This window comes from uncultured Ruminobacter sp., from assembly GCA_902764345.1.
Lineage (GTDB): Bacteria > Pseudomonadota > Gammaproteobacteria > Enterobacterales > Succinivibrionaceae > Ruminobacter.
The window spans coordinates 1-14,674 of record CACWVT010000051.1 but is presented as its reverse complement, the minus strand read 5'-3'; the positions used below and the strand labels follow the sequence as shown (position 1 = coordinate 14,674).

Annotated in this window: 12 protein-coding genes and 1 pseudogene; 6 read left to right on the top strand and 7 right to left on the bottom strand. The window is 45.6% G+C overall.

Features of this window, described 5'->3' with window-relative positions:
• Both QZU58_RS08525 and QZU58_RS08520 read left to right on the top strand, forming a co-directional pair.
• Positions 1–751: sulfatase-like hydrolase/transferase (locus tag QZU58_RS08525; protein ID WP_294496034.1), on the top strand; the 751-nt coding region annotated here is incomplete at its 5' end.
• Positions 752–819: 68 nt separating this feature from the next.
• Positions 820–1,671: a tetratricopeptide repeat protein gene (locus QZU58_RS08520; RefSeq protein ID WP_294461566.1), complete on the top strand. Its 852-nt coding sequence runs from the start codon at positions 820–822 to the stop codon at positions 1,669–1,671.
• A gap of 115 nt (positions 1,672–1,786) precedes the next feature.
• On the opposite strand, the gene QZU58_RS08515 is transcribed toward QZU58_RS08520, so the two are convergent.
• Positions 1,787–3,232, bottom strand: a complete 1,446-nt coding sequence (locus QZU58_RS08515; RefSeq protein ID WP_294496033.1) for a M48 family metalloprotease — start codon at positions 3,230–3,232, stop codon at positions 1,787–1,789.
• Between the two features lie 326 nt (positions 3,233–3,558).
• Here QZU58_RS08515 and QZU58_RS08510 point away from each other — a divergent pair, with 326 nt between their 5' ends.
• On the top strand, positions 3,559–5,061 hold the full coding sequence (locus QZU58_RS08510) for an AI-2E family transporter (protein ID WP_294496032.1): 1,503 nt from the start codon (positions 3,559–3,561) through the stop codon (positions 5,059–5,061).
• Between the two features lie 311 nt (positions 5,062–5,372).
• On the opposite strand, the gene QZU58_RS08505 is transcribed toward QZU58_RS08510, so the two are convergent.
• Together QZU58_RS08505 and QZU58_RS08500 are read right to left on the bottom strand one after the other, a co-directional pair.
• A complete protein-coding gene (locus QZU58_RS08505) occupies positions 5,373–6,140 on the bottom strand; it encodes a DnaA/Hda family protein (protein WP_294496031.1) in 768 nt (255 codons plus the stop codon).
• Positions 6,141–6,496: 356 nt separating this feature from the next.
• Positions 6,497–7,897, bottom strand: a complete 1,401-nt coding sequence (locus QZU58_RS08500; RefSeq protein WP_294496030.1) for a DUF2066 domain-containing protein — start codon at positions 7,895–7,897, stop codon at positions 6,497–6,499.
• Between the two features lie 322 nt (positions 7,898–8,219).
• On the opposite strand from QZU58_RS08500, the gene purM reads away from it, so the two are divergent.
• Positions 8,220–9,257, top strand: a complete 1,038-nt coding sequence (gene purM, locus QZU58_RS08495; protein WP_294496029.1) for a phosphoribosylformylglycinamidine cyclo-ligase — start codon at positions 8,220–8,222, stop codon at positions 9,255–9,257.
• A gap of 91 nt (positions 9,258–9,348) precedes the next feature.
• Here the strand turns inward: purM and lpcA are convergent, their stop codons facing one another.
• Together lpcA and dnaQ are read right to left on the bottom strand one after the other, a co-directional pair.
• Positions 9,349–9,936: a D-sedoheptulose 7-phosphate isomerase gene (lpcA, locus tag QZU58_RS08490; RefSeq protein WP_294461237.1), complete on the bottom strand. Its 588-nt coding sequence runs from the start codon at positions 9,934–9,936 to the stop codon at positions 9,349–9,351.
• A gap of 116 nt (positions 9,937–10,052) precedes the next feature.
• Positions 10,053–10,964 (bottom strand): DNA polymerase III subunit epsilon, encoded by a 912-nt coding sequence (gene dnaQ, locus QZU58_RS08485; RefSeq protein ID WP_294496028.1) that lies wholly within the window; start codon positions 10,962–10,964, stop codon positions 10,053–10,055.
• A gap of 595 nt (positions 10,965–11,559) precedes the next feature.
• On the opposite strand from dnaQ, the gene rnhA reads away from it, so the two are divergent.
• Together rnhA and QZU58_RS08475 are read left to right on the top strand one after the other, a co-directional pair.
• Positions 11,560–12,015, top strand: a complete 456-nt coding sequence (gene rnhA, locus QZU58_RS08480) for a ribonuclease HI (RefSeq protein WP_294461247.1) — start codon at positions 11,560–11,562, stop codon at positions 12,013–12,015.
• Positions 11,984–13,468 carry a transglycosylase SLT domain-containing protein gene (locus QZU58_RS08475; protein WP_294496027.1) on the top strand — a complete coding sequence of 495 codons (1,485 nt, stop codon included), beginning with the start codon at positions 11,984–11,986 and terminating at the stop codon, positions 13,466–13,468. The genes rnhA and QZU58_RS08475 overlap by 32 nt, the downstream gene beginning before the upstream one ends.
• Positions 13,469–13,579: 111 nt before the next feature.
• On the opposite strand, the gene QZU58_RS08470 is transcribed toward QZU58_RS08475, so the two are convergent.
• Both QZU58_RS08470 and hslU read right to left on the bottom strand, forming a co-directional pair.
• Positions 13,580–14,416, bottom strand: a complete 837-nt coding sequence (locus tag QZU58_RS08470) for a helix-hairpin-helix domain-containing protein (protein WP_294496026.1) — start codon at positions 14,414–14,416, stop codon at positions 13,580–13,582.
• Positions 14,417–14,449: 33 nt separating this feature from the next.
• A pseudogene (gene hslU / locus QZU58_RS08465) lies at positions 14,450–14,674 on the bottom strand (HslU--HslV peptidase ATPase subunit); the annotation flags it as partial.

Here is a 14,674-nt window from a genome sequence, read left to right as displayed (position 1 = left end):
GAGAACAAAGAACATCAAATCATTCGGCAGTGACGCTGAAACAGTCAGGAATGCCGCCAACTGGATCTACAGTGACGAATGGAACTACCGTCCACAGTTTACCGTCATAAAACTGACCGATCCGGCAACACTTAACCAGAACCAGGAAGCGCAGCTCAGCTACGTTCCGCAGATAAACGGAATCATAAAACCGGGATCACTCAACAGTGAAAAGGACGGAACGGCACTTAAAAACAGATACCTTAACTGTCTTAAGAACACTGACAAGATGCTCGGAAACATCCTGCAGGCCGTTTCCGAATCCGGAAAGTCCAGAAAAACCGTCATTATCATAACCTCCGGACAGGGTTTCAACCTGAACAGATATTATGCAAAACACGGTAACAGATACAGTCGCGACGCACATCACGTACCGCTTGTAATCAGCTGGCCTGATGCCGTCATCCCTGCAAGGATATCAGCGATAACGTCATCACAGGACATAGCACCGACAATTGCTCATGAAATCCTCGGAATTCAGAATTCTGAAGCCGACTATTCAACCGGAGCAAATCTCAGGGAAATACAGAACAGGCCATGGTTAATCAGCGGAAACCATGATGAGCTGTACATCATCGGTCACAATCAGACCACGGTATTCGATAAGCATGAACATGCCGTAACCTACTCTGATGACGGTTCAGAAGCAAAGCCTCTTAACATGACCACCCTGATTAATGCCAGAAAGATGCTGAACAAATTTTCAAACTGATACACTTGAATATGCCCTCATCGGCACCATGTATAAAGGTGTAGAAGAAGAGTAAGGATAACAGCACCATGATTATAGATGTTAATCAAAGCAACATACAGGAAGAACTCGTAACAAAATCTGCAGAAAAAACCATTCTGTTCTACGTATACGATCCAGGTAATCCTCAGACCCAGGCAGTTACGTCAGCACTTGAAAACACCGTCGGCCAGAATAACGAATTTCTGACACTGGCAAAAGGTAACGCTGCGGATCCGGTCATCCAGTCAATCTGCATGCAGTTACAGATTTCATCACTGCCTTCAATATGCGTATTCAAGAACGGCCGTCCTGTCGACATCATCGGCAGTTCAGCCCTCAGCACGCCGGACAGCGCTTCTGCGGTCGTAGCAGGTCTCATGCCGGCAAAGGAACAGATTCTTCTTCATGAAGCCACTGCTCTTCTCGCTGAAGAGAATGTCAACGGAGCATTTGCCAAGATAAGCGAAGCCTTCGGCCTCGCCCCGAATGACATCAACATCAGATTTGCATACGTTGAAATTGCCATCAGAGCCAAAAAGCTGACCGAGGCAAGAACCGCGCTTGAAGGTGTAGACGCCAACAACAGGCTCGACAAGATATACGGAGATCTGGAGGCTGCCCTTACGCTTGCCGAAAAGAACCAGCAGAATCCGGAAATCGACATTCTCCAGAACAAACTTAAACAGAATCCTGATGATCTGGATAACGTGGAAAAATTATGTACGGCTCTCAGCCAGTCAGGCAAGGCCACCGAAGCACTGGATCTGCTTCTCGGATATCTGAGAAAGGATCTGAATGCCGGAAATCTGAAGCAGGTTTATCTCGACATCATCTCCACGATGAACGGAGATCCAAAGCAGTCAAGATACCGCAGTAAGCTGTACACGATCATGTACTAGCATGTACGGCTACGGCATGTAATGACATTTAAAAGGCCGTTTCACGGTTTCGTGAAACGGCCTTCCTTATGCTGAAGCCCTGTCGAGCGGTCCCTCGGCAGCTCAAAATACCTTTTTAGTGAGAAATTAGATTCTCGTAAAAATCACGTTCTTCAACAATTCTTGCGGCCAGAGCCTTCAGTCTCAGAACGGTATTCTTTTCGTGACAGTATCTGAGAGACTCGTTAACACTGTTCAGGGCCTGATTCCACTGCCCCTTTGATTCCAGAATATCCGTATTTATCTGGTACAGCTCACAGGTCTTGTTCTGTCTCATATATGCCGTCTTCAGCAGGGAATCCGCGGTCAGAGACCTGTTGTTTCTCCTGAATTTCTTCAGCAGCTGCTCCGCCTTCTGATACTGCTTGGATTCGATATATACATTTGCGAGATTAACAACAAAGACCTCCTGTTCCCCCTTGCTATTTATCATGTCCTTAAGCATTGAAACGGCTTTGTCATATTCATGTCTTGCAACGTAAAGATCCGTCAGGGTATCGACAATAAAAAGATTTCTGCCGTAATCCTTCTTTAACCTGTCCAGAGCCTTCTGGGCAGTATCATAGTCTCCCAGATCCAGGGATGCCAGGGCCAGTTTATACAGTGCTCCGCAGTCATTCGGTGAATGCTCCAGAACCCGTTTGGCGGCTTCCTGATTGAATTTGGCGCTGATGTTGCTGAATCTTACCTCAATACGGCTCTTGGCAAACTTAAAGTCCACGCTCTCATAGTAGGATTTGGTCTTGTAAAATCTTGCCCTGTTTTCAGCCTCGGCCACACGCTTGGATGATAACGGATGGGTAAGCAGCATTTCAAAGGCGGGATTGAAATCCTCTCCCCTGTTCTGAAGCTTTCTCATCATGTCCGCCATGGCATGCGGATTAAACCCTGAATTATAAAGCAGATCAATCCCCAGACGGTCAGCTTCATACTCATTGGCTCTCGTATAATTTATGTTGCTCTGCTCCATTCCGCCGATTGAAGCGCTCACACCGGCCATACCGACGGCAGGATTGATGATACCGAGGATGAGACTGCCGAGAATACCGGCCATGCCCGTAATCATGGAATCCTGACGTGCCTCCATACTTCTTGCAAGGTGACGCTGGGTAACATGGGTCATTTCATGAGCAAGCACGGATGCCAGCTGACTTTCATTATCAGTGGCCACGATAAGTCCGGAATTCAGCATTATCTTTCCGCCGAAGAATGCTGCGGCATTAATGGTGTGATCCTCAACGATTATCGGCTCGAAAGGATATCTTACGCCTACTGCCTTGGAGGACATTCTTGACAGCAGGGAAGTAACATACTGTTCAAGCACGGGATCGTATATTACCGGAAGCTGTGACTTGGCTACGGTAACAAAAAGCTCCCCCATTTCCTTTTCTTTTTCAACGGTTATCGCCCTGACACCGGCCGTACCGAAATCCGTCACTCCGGCAACGTTGTCGGCGTGTGCGCAGGGACACGTGATACAGCTGATAAGGACAGCCGCCACGGCACAGATCTTAAAATTCATTTCAGATTATCCAACCAAATATTCTCAGGAAAATTAGACTGCGGAAAACCGGTATAATTCAGTAGATGTTTCCGGAATACCGGAAATAATATTACTTACATAACGTTCACAAACCGGATTTTCAGTGAAAAAATCCCGTTTTTCTATATTATGAGTCATCCTGTGATAATTTCAATTAAATTCAAAAATACTTTGTAATATCAATATTTTCACATATATAATTGTTCAGGACTGACTCTGATTATTTTTTAACAGATACCTGCTCAATCCGTCATACACAGATTATTACGCAGTCAATAAAATTTAGTATTTTCAGGATTTTTGTCATGCTATCGTTTTTCAAAGATTGGTATATGAAAAACCTGTCCAATCCGGCAGCAATCATACTCATTCTTCAGTTTATTACCATTTTTGTAATTCTCTATTTCTTCTCCAGCATATTCGGAACATTAATAGCGGCCCTTGTACTCGCATTCATGCTTGAAAGACCGGTGAATTTCCTTATTAAGCACGGTGCCTCCAGACTGGGAGCCACAACTCTGGTAATGCTCTGCTATGTAGTATTCTTCGTATGTCTTTTTGTTACGGTAATTCCGCCGGCAGCCGAACAGCTGACAAAGATATCCACAAACATCAGTGAAACACTGACTGAAATATCAAAGCACGGCGAAAATGCCAACATTAAGGAAATTCTCAAGGAAAAGATAGTTCTGTCCCCTCAGGCAGACAGCCAAACCGAAGCTGCCCCTGAGAACGAGGCATCCTCCGGTGAAGAGACTGGTGCTGAAGACACGGCGGATACCGATCTAACCGCTGAAAATTCCGACACTCCTGCCGCCGACGAAGGGGCCGGCAGCAGTGATGCACAGCAGCAGGCTGCCGCAGACGCTGCCGACAGCACATCTGGAGCCGAATCAGAAAACGGCAAGCAGTTAACCGTCACCGCACGTGCCGAACCAGCCGCCGATGATAAGGCAGACGCATCAGCCGAAGAACATAAAGGCTATGAACCTCAGCAGATAAATCAGGAGGACAGGGAAGAAAGTAATGCCGCTATCGCCTGGATTTCCGCAAAGGTTCAAAGCATCAGCAGCAAGCTCCCTAATGCCTATAAGGAACTTATTTCCGAAAAGCAGATGAAGGAATACACAATAAGCCTGTTCAAAATCGTCAAGGGCTGGGTTGCCCCGTTCATTACGAATAACATAGCCCCGCTGGTCATGGACATGCTGTCATTTGTGGTCTACTTCCTTATCGTTCCGATTTTTGCCTTCTATATGCTTAAGGATAAGGAAAAACTCCTTTCCGTCTCCAAAAAATACCTCTGTTCGCATGAAGAGGTAACGTCATTCTGGGCTGAAATGAACGTACTCATATCAAAGTACCTGAACGGCAAATGCATACACGTAATCATAATATTCATTGTCAACTGGATAGCCTTCAGCATTCTTAACCTGAATTACGGTCTGCTGCTTGCCCTCGGCGTTGGTCTCAGCGTAATAATTCCGTACGTGGGTATGATCATCATTACCATACCGATTGCCATTATCGGCCTGATTCAGTTCGGACTCAGCAGTGACATGGTATGGCTGGTTGCCGTATACACGGTAATCCAGATTCTGGACGGCTATGTCCTCACACCTATGCTGTTTTCGGAAAAGCTCAACCTGGATCCGTTCTCCATACTGGTTGCAATTGTCGTATTCGGCGGACTGCTCGGATTCTGGGGCGTGGTTCTTGCCATCCCTCTGGCCACCTTTGTAAAAACCATATTCACAAAGTGGCCGGTAAACCATGAATATCTGGAGAGCATAAAGAATAAGACGTAACCTTTATAAGACATCCTCCTTATTTACATAAGGCACAGATGCCGCAGAATACGCAACCGGGCTTTTCAGAAAATCACCTACTGAAAAGCCCGGTTGCCGTTTTTATGAAAGGTAAATACCGGACACGTCAACCGATACGTCAGCTGATGCTTAAATGATTCTTAAATAAGGGAAATTAATCTCAGAAAAAGAAAATAGATGGCAATACTCAAATCACCATACGAATCAAAGGCTCTGCGGATAAGGGAGAATATGGTGCGACTGCGTATAAGGAAGCGTGGTACGGACGGAATGTCTTTAATCATTCCGTGTTACATCATTTTCAGATAATCCCCCGTGGATTTCTGCTTAACGGACTTAACAACCTGTTCAACAAAGGTCTTGGTTATGACCGGCTTTTTGAGTGATGCCGCCAGGGAATCAATCAGATCCACTGCCTCAATGCATTCACCGACGTTTCCAAGTCTGCTTACCACGATATCGGCAAGTTCCCTGGACAGGTCTGTTCCCCTGTTGCTCTCACGCAGAATAAGGAGCTTCGGAAGCTCGGCAATGGATACGGGATGAATGCTCATAGTCACGCCGCTGCCGAGTCTGGTAATAAGGTCGTTCTTTCTGAACTTTGCCATGATTGGGGAAGAAGTGGCGGCAACAATAAAGATACCCTTCTTGTTTTCATGCCATCTGTTGTAAAGATTGAAAATCTCTGCCTCCCAGTCATGAATTCCGGCAACCGCATCGATGTTGTCAAGACAGATGACATCGCAGTCCTCGGCTCCCTGAAGAATGGAAACCGGAGCAGAATCCATGTAATCAGAAAGATCCATGGCAATTGTTGAGAAGCCGCGATCCTGGGCGGCCTTAATGGAAGCGGTCAGCAGATGAGTCTTGCCGCCGTTTTTGGGCCCGTAGAGGTATATAAAATGCTGACTGGACTTGAGATCACCCGAAAGTGCCTCTTTCAGGTAATTATAAGAAACCCGGTTAGAATCGGTTACGTAAAAGGACTCAAGAGTCCCTTCGTACTCACCGTATCCCATTCTTAATGGAATTTGCTTATATTCACTATCGTAACTCAATCTGCTACAAACCCGTTAAAAATAAAAATATTCAATTATCGTTGTGCCGTATACGGAATCTGCCGTTACGCACATGTTAACAAACATTCAGCTTTATATATTGTATTATTAATGTGGTTAACTTCTATAGTTTTTTTATTCTTAACCGATAAATTTTGCAAAATTTGTTGATTAATCTGCACTTTTAGGCTTTTTGTAAAATCAATGTTAACTTTTTTGATTAAAAATTAACTACCATTCTCAGCCGTCAGAGCATCAAAGTAAAAAAAATCCCGCAGTGACGGGTACGGACAAAATCTTTTCTGCCGTACCCATGCTCACTGCGGAATTCAGGAATAAGCCAAAGTACCTGAGGTCTACTGCACTCCGCCGCCGGTCTTGTATCTCTTATTAGGATCGAGCTGCAGACCATTGCTCTTTCTGCGGCCGCGGTCCGCACGCTGAGGTCTGTTTATCTGAACCGGAGCAGCTGAAGGTTCCTTCTGAGCATCGGCAGCAGACTCCTGTGAAGCAGAGGTTTCACCTGCCGCCTCTTTTCCGGATGAGGAAGCAGCTGCAGCAGCTGTTGTTGCTGATGATGCAGAGGCGCCCGTACTCTTTTTGCTTTCATCAGGAATGACAATGATGTTGTCTACCGCACTGTTGAAGTAGAACACGCCGTGAGTATAGGCGTCTCTTTCAAGTGCCTGGAATACGTCCATTACGCTGTCCGGGCTGACGGTTCTCCGGGAAGTAAGGGAATAGACCACGTCCCCGCCCTTGACGTCAACTACCTCGGCTTCGGCAAATCCTGCCTTGAGAAAGTTATTCTTGATGTCCACCATGGTATCAAAATTCGGAGTATTCTTAACCAGAACCACATAGGTGCCGTTCGGTCTCATTCCCAGATTCAGACCGGAAACATCCGAATATCCGTCCAGATATGTCGAAACCTCTCTTTCGGTTCCGCGTTCAGACCTGATTTCAGAAGATGAGGTTCTTTTGGAACCGAGGCAGGTCTTAAGATCTCTGTAAAATTCATCAACCACTTCACTTGCCGTACCTTCGGCAGTCTGTGAATAAATCCTCTTGCCCGTGGCCACGTCGATGAAGTAATAGGTAAACTGCAGCTTACCGTCGTTTGCGGTAAGCAGTGATGCCACCGCAATACCACCGGTATACTTTGATGATGCCGCCGCAATCTTTTCCTGATTTCCGGACATTACGTCGGATATGGACACGGCAGCCATGTCATCAAGATCGTTTAAAGGAAGAATGGTTCTTACCTTTTCCAGATTTCCCCTGGCAATCAGTGCGTCAATGAAACCGTCCCTTTCCCCTGATACGACGATTCTGGCTTCAGCCCTGCTGTCAACGGTTCCCTCATTATCCACGTAATCAACCATGGTTCCCCTGGTCATCCAGATGAGAAGAGGTTCCCTGAGACCGTTCCATACGGTAACCTTTCCGCTGCCTATGAGGTTCTTAACCGCAGCGTCCGAAAAGGATACTTCCAGAAAACCGTCATCGGTTATCTTTTCATTGGCAATAATGCCGTCAACATCAATCTTAATGGTTCCCGGATCGGTGCTTCCGTTACTGAGACCTGAAATCAGCTGATAGAATGCCTCGTCATGAGCCGAATCAAAATCACCGTCAAAAGCGACCCTGTACGTGTATCCGCCATCAGCGGCAGCGACACAGCTGAAAACCGAAGTGCAGGCCAGTGACGCGGCAACCTTTAATGCACCCAGGCATAATCTCTTATTAAAAATCATATCTGTAATTCTTCCAAAATATACGGCTGACCGTTTAAACTTCAGCAAAATGACTACGGGTAATTGTACAACAATCCGGCCCGGGACGCTCAACCGAATTCATCAAAATCATGCACGGGCATTATTACCGAAGCACGGCAGATTAGTCCACACGGCGGTTCCCGGCACTTTATGAACAGACAGAAGTAAATATTCAGAAACAGGCAACCGTAAACAACTTAAAATTATTTCCCTCATATCTTCCGAAAAATATGAAAATCGCATAAAAATTTGTTAGAATGTTCACAATTTATTTTGTTTAATACATGAGGCTTATCCAACAATGGACAATCAGAAATTAAGCTACAAAGATGCCGGCGTAGATATTGATGCAGGCAATGCTCTTGTTGACAACATTAAGAGTGTAGTTAAAAAGACCACCAGACCAGAAGTTATGGGCGGATTAGGCGGTTTCGGCGCTCTCTGCCGTATTCCTGCCAATTACAAGAAGCCGATTCTTGTATCAGGTACCGACGGCGTTGGTACCAAGTTACGTCTGGCCATCGATTTCAAGAAGCATGACACCGTAGGTATTGACCTGGTTGCAATGAGTGTAAACGACCTGGTTGTTCAGGGTGCAGAACCGCTGTTCTTCCTTGACTACTATGCAACCGGCAAATTAAACGTTGAAGACGCAACCAAGGTTGTAACCGGTATCGGTAAGGGTTGTGAACTCGCTGGCTGTTCATTAATCGGCGGTGAAACCGCTGAAATGCCTGGCATGTATCATGTACCTGATTACGACCTCGCAGGTTTTGCTGTTGGCGTGGTTGAAGAAGACGAAATCATTGACGGTTCAAAGGTTAAGCCTGGTGACGCAATCGTTGCCATTGCTTCTTCAGGTCCTCACTCAAACGGTTACTCTCTCGTAAGAAAGGTTCTTGAGGTATCAAAGGCTGATCCTAATCAGAAGATGTCAGACGGCCGTACCCTTATTGACACCCTCCTGACCCCAACCCGCATTTACGTTAAGCCAATCCTCAACCTGATGAAGAGCTGCAAGATTCACGCTCTGGCTCACATCACCGGCGGCGGATTCTGGGAAAACATTCCTAGAGTACTCCCTGCAAACACCAAGGCAGTATGCCGTGAAGACAGCTGGGAATGGCCGGAAGTATTCAAGTGGTTACAGAAGAACGGTAACATTGATACTCACGAAATGTACCGCACATTCAACTGCGGCGTGGGCATGATCGTGGCTCTGGACAAGGCTGATGCTGAAAAGGCAGTTGAAGTTCTGAACGCCAGCGGCGAAAAGGCATGGGTTATCGGTACTATCGAAAACGCAGCCGACAACGAAGAACAGGTTGAAATTATCTAATATCTAATAAGATAATGCAGACATTAAAAACGGAGCCTCGGCTCCGTTTTTTATTATGTTTTACATTATCGGCAATGAATAGAAGTCAGGATTACAGACCTGCTTCCTTCATCTTGCATTCTATGGCCTGAATCAGAATGTGAATAACCTTGATGTGAATTTCCTGAATTCTGTCGGCATAACCGAAATGAGGCACTCTGATTTCAACGTCAGCCATTCCGGCCAGCCTGCCGCCGTCCTTACCGGTAAGAACCACGGTTTTAATGCCCTTGGCCTTTGCCGTTTCCACTGCTCTGATTATGTTCTTTGAATTACCGCTTGTTGAGATACCGAGAAAAACATCCCCGCGTCTGCCGACACCCTCAAGGTAACGGGAAAATACGTATTCATACCCAAAATCATTGGACACACATGAAAGATGGCTCGGATCCGAAATTGCTATGGCTCCGTATGAAGGACGGTTTTCCCTGTATCTGCCGGTAAGTTCCTCAGCAAAATGCATGGCATCACAATGACTGCCGCCGTTACCTGCGGATAAAATCTTTCCGTCATTCTTCAGTGATTCAGCCATAATAACGGCCGCATCCTCTATGGACTTAATGTTATTGTCATCTGAAAGGAATCTGTTCAGAACCTCTGCAGCTTCCGTCAGTGAAGCTTTAATATCGTAACCGTTCATTCTAATCCTCAAAACGAATCATGAAATACCGTAAGGTGATTATGTACTTTATTGTGTTATATGGCAAAACAAAAAAATGTCAGATACATCAAACCATGACATGCGTTAACAATCAATTATTTCTTGGCGCGATTTACCTTTGCCTGCTGCACGCGCTTGTAGACATCATAGAGACTGCTGCGCTTATCAAGCTCATTGATAAGGCTCTCCTCCTTGGCTTCCTGATACTTCATGTACTTCTCGTCCCCGAAAAAATTCGAGCGAAGTGCAATGATACAGTCAGCATCCAACATGTCTTTATCAAAGGTCGGGATCTCTATGCGCTTTAACTTCATCTGATATATGATGTCATCCCCCTCTTCCTCCACTGAAGGGAGAATTACGGGTATCTTTCTGTCGCCGAGAATGAACCCTCTGTCCACGTGTCCGGAACCGGATGTCCGTAATGAGGAAGCGGAATTGAACTCAAACTCACCCTGACCGCCGGTCATTGCCAGAAACACTTCCGCAAGAATTTCGGCGTCGAGAAGCGCGCCGTGTGAGGTACGGGCGGAGGCGTCAACATTAAGCTTTGAACACAGGGCGTCCAGACTTATTCTCTGCCCCGGATATTTTTTTCTGGCTATGTCGAGGGTATCGGTAACGGAACAGATGTTATCAACCTTTATGTTATTGTTGTTAAGTCTGAACTCGTTATCAATAAAGCCCACGTCGAACCTGGCGTTGTGAATTATCAGCTCAGCTCCGGCTATAAAATCGTAGAATTCCTGAAAAACCTCATGGAATCTAGGCTGCGTGGCCAGGAACTCATCGGAGATCTTATGAACCTTATAAGCCTCTTCATCCACGGGTCTGTCAGGATTAATGTAAAGCTGAAGCTTTCTGCCGGTTAATTTTCTGCCGAGCATTTCGACACAGCCTATTTCGATGATACGGTGATCCCCCGGAGTACCGTCTTCGCACTTACCGGTAGTTTCGGTATCCAGAACCACCTTTCTCTGATTCTTCTCTGTATAAATTTCCGCCATTTACCACATCCGTGAGTTAGCCGTTCAAATCCGGTTCAGGTACCGGAAATAATTAAAAAAACAAACTGTTTTTAATCTTTTATGTAATTTTCTACTGTATATAAACATCAATAAATTTCATCATTGAATTACCTATTCTATCCAACTTTAATCTTTATTCAAAGTTTAAATTATCAGATTTTCCATATCCCTGCTCCGTTAAGGAACAGAGACTAATATATAGCTGAAAGAATTTATAATTATTTTCTATTTTGTACAAAATTTAAGAATGAAAAGCATATTTTTATAGACACGCCCGCAAATAATCAAACATATATATACTTTATTGAAATACCATCGTAAACAGGAATGAACATACATGTCCGTTTTCCGGCATTTGAGAAAACGTTTACGCCCGTAATTTAGTTTTTTGCCCGCACCCTGATTTATTTTTAAAGCCGTTCTTAAAATTATATTTTTTATATATCTCCAATTTACCACTTATAAGGAATTTTGAGTTTTAATCATTTTGTGTTATAATTAAAGGATACATCGTAAATATTTTTATAAAAAAGACATGGAAAACGTCAATAACAGCAGGGATTCTGCAACTGATATTCTCAAAGAAGTTACCATCTATACCGACGGCTCATGTCTGGGCAATCCGGGAAACGGAGGCTACTGCGCCATCCTTTTTTACAAGGAACACAAAAAGGTTCTTACCGCCGGATACAGACTGACAACCAACAACAGAATGGAACTGCTGGCAGTCATAACAGCACTCAGCGCACTGAAGATGCCGTGCAGGGTCACGCTGTATTCTGACAGCAAATATGTTATAGACGGTATCACAAAGTGGATATCTTCATGGACGAAGAGAAACTGGAAAAATGTTCAGAATGTGGATTTGTGGAAGAAATTAGCCGCCATCGCATCTAAACATACCATTACATGGAATTGGGTAAAGGGACACGACAATGACATCTACAATAACGAATGTGATGAATTTGCCAGACAGGCAGCACAGGGAGAAAATCTCCTTGAGGACGAGGGGTACCGGAACGTGGTCTAACCTCATCAGAGTCGCTGCCGTATCTCTTGCCATCGCCGGCTGTACCGTAACGAATCATCAGCAGGAACAGTATCTGATTTCTCCTGACGCAAACGCTGCGCAGTCTGACCTCTGTCAGACGCCTACCGACGTGGAAATGAATACCATTAACGGCTATGCGGAAGAACTCATTCACAGCTACAACGTTCATTATAAGAATGAAAACGACGCCCTGAAGGATGCCGGCAACACCAGCAGCCTGTGGGAATATGCCGTTTTTGACATGGATCTTGTCAACCCCAAGCACAAGTACATAACCCAGCAGATAAACGAAGTAAAAAAGAAGCAGAAGTTTTTTGAAAAGCAGCTGGCAAACGGCCATCTTTATCTCTATCACATAGTAAATGAACTCAAAAGCAGGGACATGCCGCTTGAGCTTGCCGTCATTCCAATCATTGAGAGTAATTTCAACCCTCATGCCGTATCTCCTTCAGGTGCCAGGGGCATCTGGCAGTTTGTACCGATTACGGCCCGTAACTTCAAGCTGAAAAAGGATTCAACGTACGACATGCGCAGGGATGTTATTGCCTCCACCGATGCGGCTCTCACCTATTTCAACTATCTGTACAGAATCTTCAACGACTGGAACCTGGCCATCGCCGCATACAATCTCGGCGAAGGTACCGTCATCAAGGCCATCAGGGTAAACAAAAGCCTGAACAAACCTACGGATTTATGGAGTCTGCCTTTACCGCGTTCGGGAGTTAATTACGTGGAGAAACTCCACGCATATACCGATCTTCTGCGAAATGCGAAGCAGAACAAGCTGAAATTCCCGGATATGCCGTACAGACCGGTATTCAAGAAAACCCACATAACACCGGGAACCACCCTCAAAATGCTCTCCGAAAGAACCGGAATTTCCGTGGAAAGACTGAGAAAGCTCAATCCGGGATTTACCAGCGACAACAAGCCGACCACTCTCGTAAATTATGCTCTCATTCCGGTTAACGACATGGATTTAAGGGAAAATTACACACTTGAAAAGGTCAAGAATCCGCCAAAGGAGAGTTACCGGACTCATGCCATAGCTGCCAACATCAAAGCTGAGAAACAGGCCTATGAACAGCTGCTGGCTCAGGCTGAAAATTTAGGGTGCGGTAACGGTTCCGAAATAACACGTAAGGAAGCTGAGATATCCGTACCGGGAGACAAAATCCCTGCTGACGGAAACGGCAGTCAAATGCTTGCCTCGGCAAACACCTCCGCAAAGGTAAAAACCTCCGGAAAATCATCAAATGCAAAAACGGCTTCAGCCAAAAAAGCCGCCAAATCATCCGGCAGGGCGAAGAGCACCGCACGTAAACCAGCTGCGGCAAAAGCCTCAACCGGCAAAAAGACCGGAAGCTCAGGCAAAGCTGCTCAGACCAAAAAATCCGGAAAACAGAAGAAAAATACCGCAGGCAAAAAATAACGGCAGAAGTACTTCGTAAGGAATGCCGGAAGATTCCGGGATTTAATTCCGCGGTTACGTTTCCGACACTTAATAGACAGGATTCCCGGCAGATGCCGGGAATCGTCGTTTCTAAAGAGATTCAAGCTCTCCAAGTATCTTAAGCAGTTCGTCCTCTCCCATAACCTGAACGCCGAGCTTAACGGCCTTATCAAGCTTTGAGCCTGCCGCCTCTCCGGCTATCACGAGATGGGTTTTGGCTGAAACCGAACCTGATACGGTGGCACCGTATCCCTGAAGGATGGCCTTCAGTTCATCACGCTTCATGCTTGCCAGAGTCCCCGTAAGAACTATGGTCTTATGATTGAACGGATTGTCCTTTATCCTTTCCAGGTCGGCCTCATCAGGCTTAACCTTCTGCGGAATAACTCCGGAACCGCCAAGAAGCTGGGATTTCAGCAGATCGTCAATGATAATCTGATTATGCTTTTCCCTGAAGAAGTTGACAATGTGTCTGGCACTTACCTCTCCGATGTCCTTAATCGAAAGAAGTCTGTCAGTATCGGCACTCATAAGCTCATAGATATTCTCAAACTCCCTGGCGAGAATCATTGCGGTATTCTCACCCACTTCCCTGATACCGAGAGCATATATAAACCTGTTAAACGGTCTGGTGCGGCTGTCATCGATGCTGGCAAGGATTTTAACGGCCGCCTTTTCGCCGATGATTTTGGCCTTTTTGGCCCTGCGGGTGCCGTTCTCCTCTCCGGACTCGTCGGGAATGGTCGAAGTGTCATTGGCTTTGTCGTATGAGACGCCCAGCACTTTACCCTTGTTATCCAGAATGTAGAAGTTAGCTTCCGTGAGTTCCGAAAGTATTTTGCTCAGATCCTCATATGAAAGGTTTCCCGTAGTGCTTTCTGCAAGCACCCAGTTCAGTCTTTTTATCTTCAGTAAAAAATCATCCATAGACGCACCTCCGCCTGTGATCAAATGATATTATCAAAGAATAAACCTGTCCAGATCCTCTCTTGAGATCGTATCCTGGAATCTGTTCTTTACATACTCCTCATCGATCAGGATGTGTGTGGTCTCCGGATCGGGAACGTTGAATGAAACGTCTTCAAGGAGTCTTTCCATTACAGTGTGGAGTCTTCTTGCTCCGATATTCTCCGTCTGTTCATTCATCAGATAAGAGATGGTTGCGATCTCTTCAATACCGTCCTC

Coding starts and splice junctions, on each gene's coding strand:
- QZU58_RS08500 (WP_294496030.1), bottom strand. CDS start 7,897: ATGATTTTTAATAAGAGATTATGCCTGGGTGCATTAAAGGTTGCCGCG.
- purM (WP_294496029.1), top strand. CDS start 8,220: ATGGACAATCAGAAATTAAGCTACAAAGATGCCGGCGTAGATATTGAT.
- lpcA (WP_294461237.1), bottom strand. CDS start 9,936: ATGAACGGTTACGATATTAAAGCTTCACTGACGGAAGCTGCAGAGGTT.
- QZU58_RS08470 (WP_294496026.1), bottom strand. CDS start 14,416: ATGGATGATTTTTTACTGAAGATAAAAAGACTGAACTGGGTGCTTGCA.
- QZU58_RS08520 (WP_294461566.1), top strand. CDS start 820: ATGATTATAGATGTTAATCAAAGCAACATACAGGAAGAACTCGTAACA.
- QZU58_RS08515 (WP_294496033.1), bottom strand. CDS start 3,232: ATGAATTTTAAGATCTGTGCCGTGGCGGCTGTCCTTATCAGCTGTATC.
- QZU58_RS08510 (WP_294496032.1), top strand. CDS start 3,559: ATGCTATCGTTTTTCAAAGATTGGTATATGAAAAACCTGTCCAATCCG.
- dnaQ (WP_294496028.1), bottom strand. CDS start 10,964: ATGGCGGAAATTTATACAGAGAAGAATCAGAGAAAGGTGGTTCTGGAT.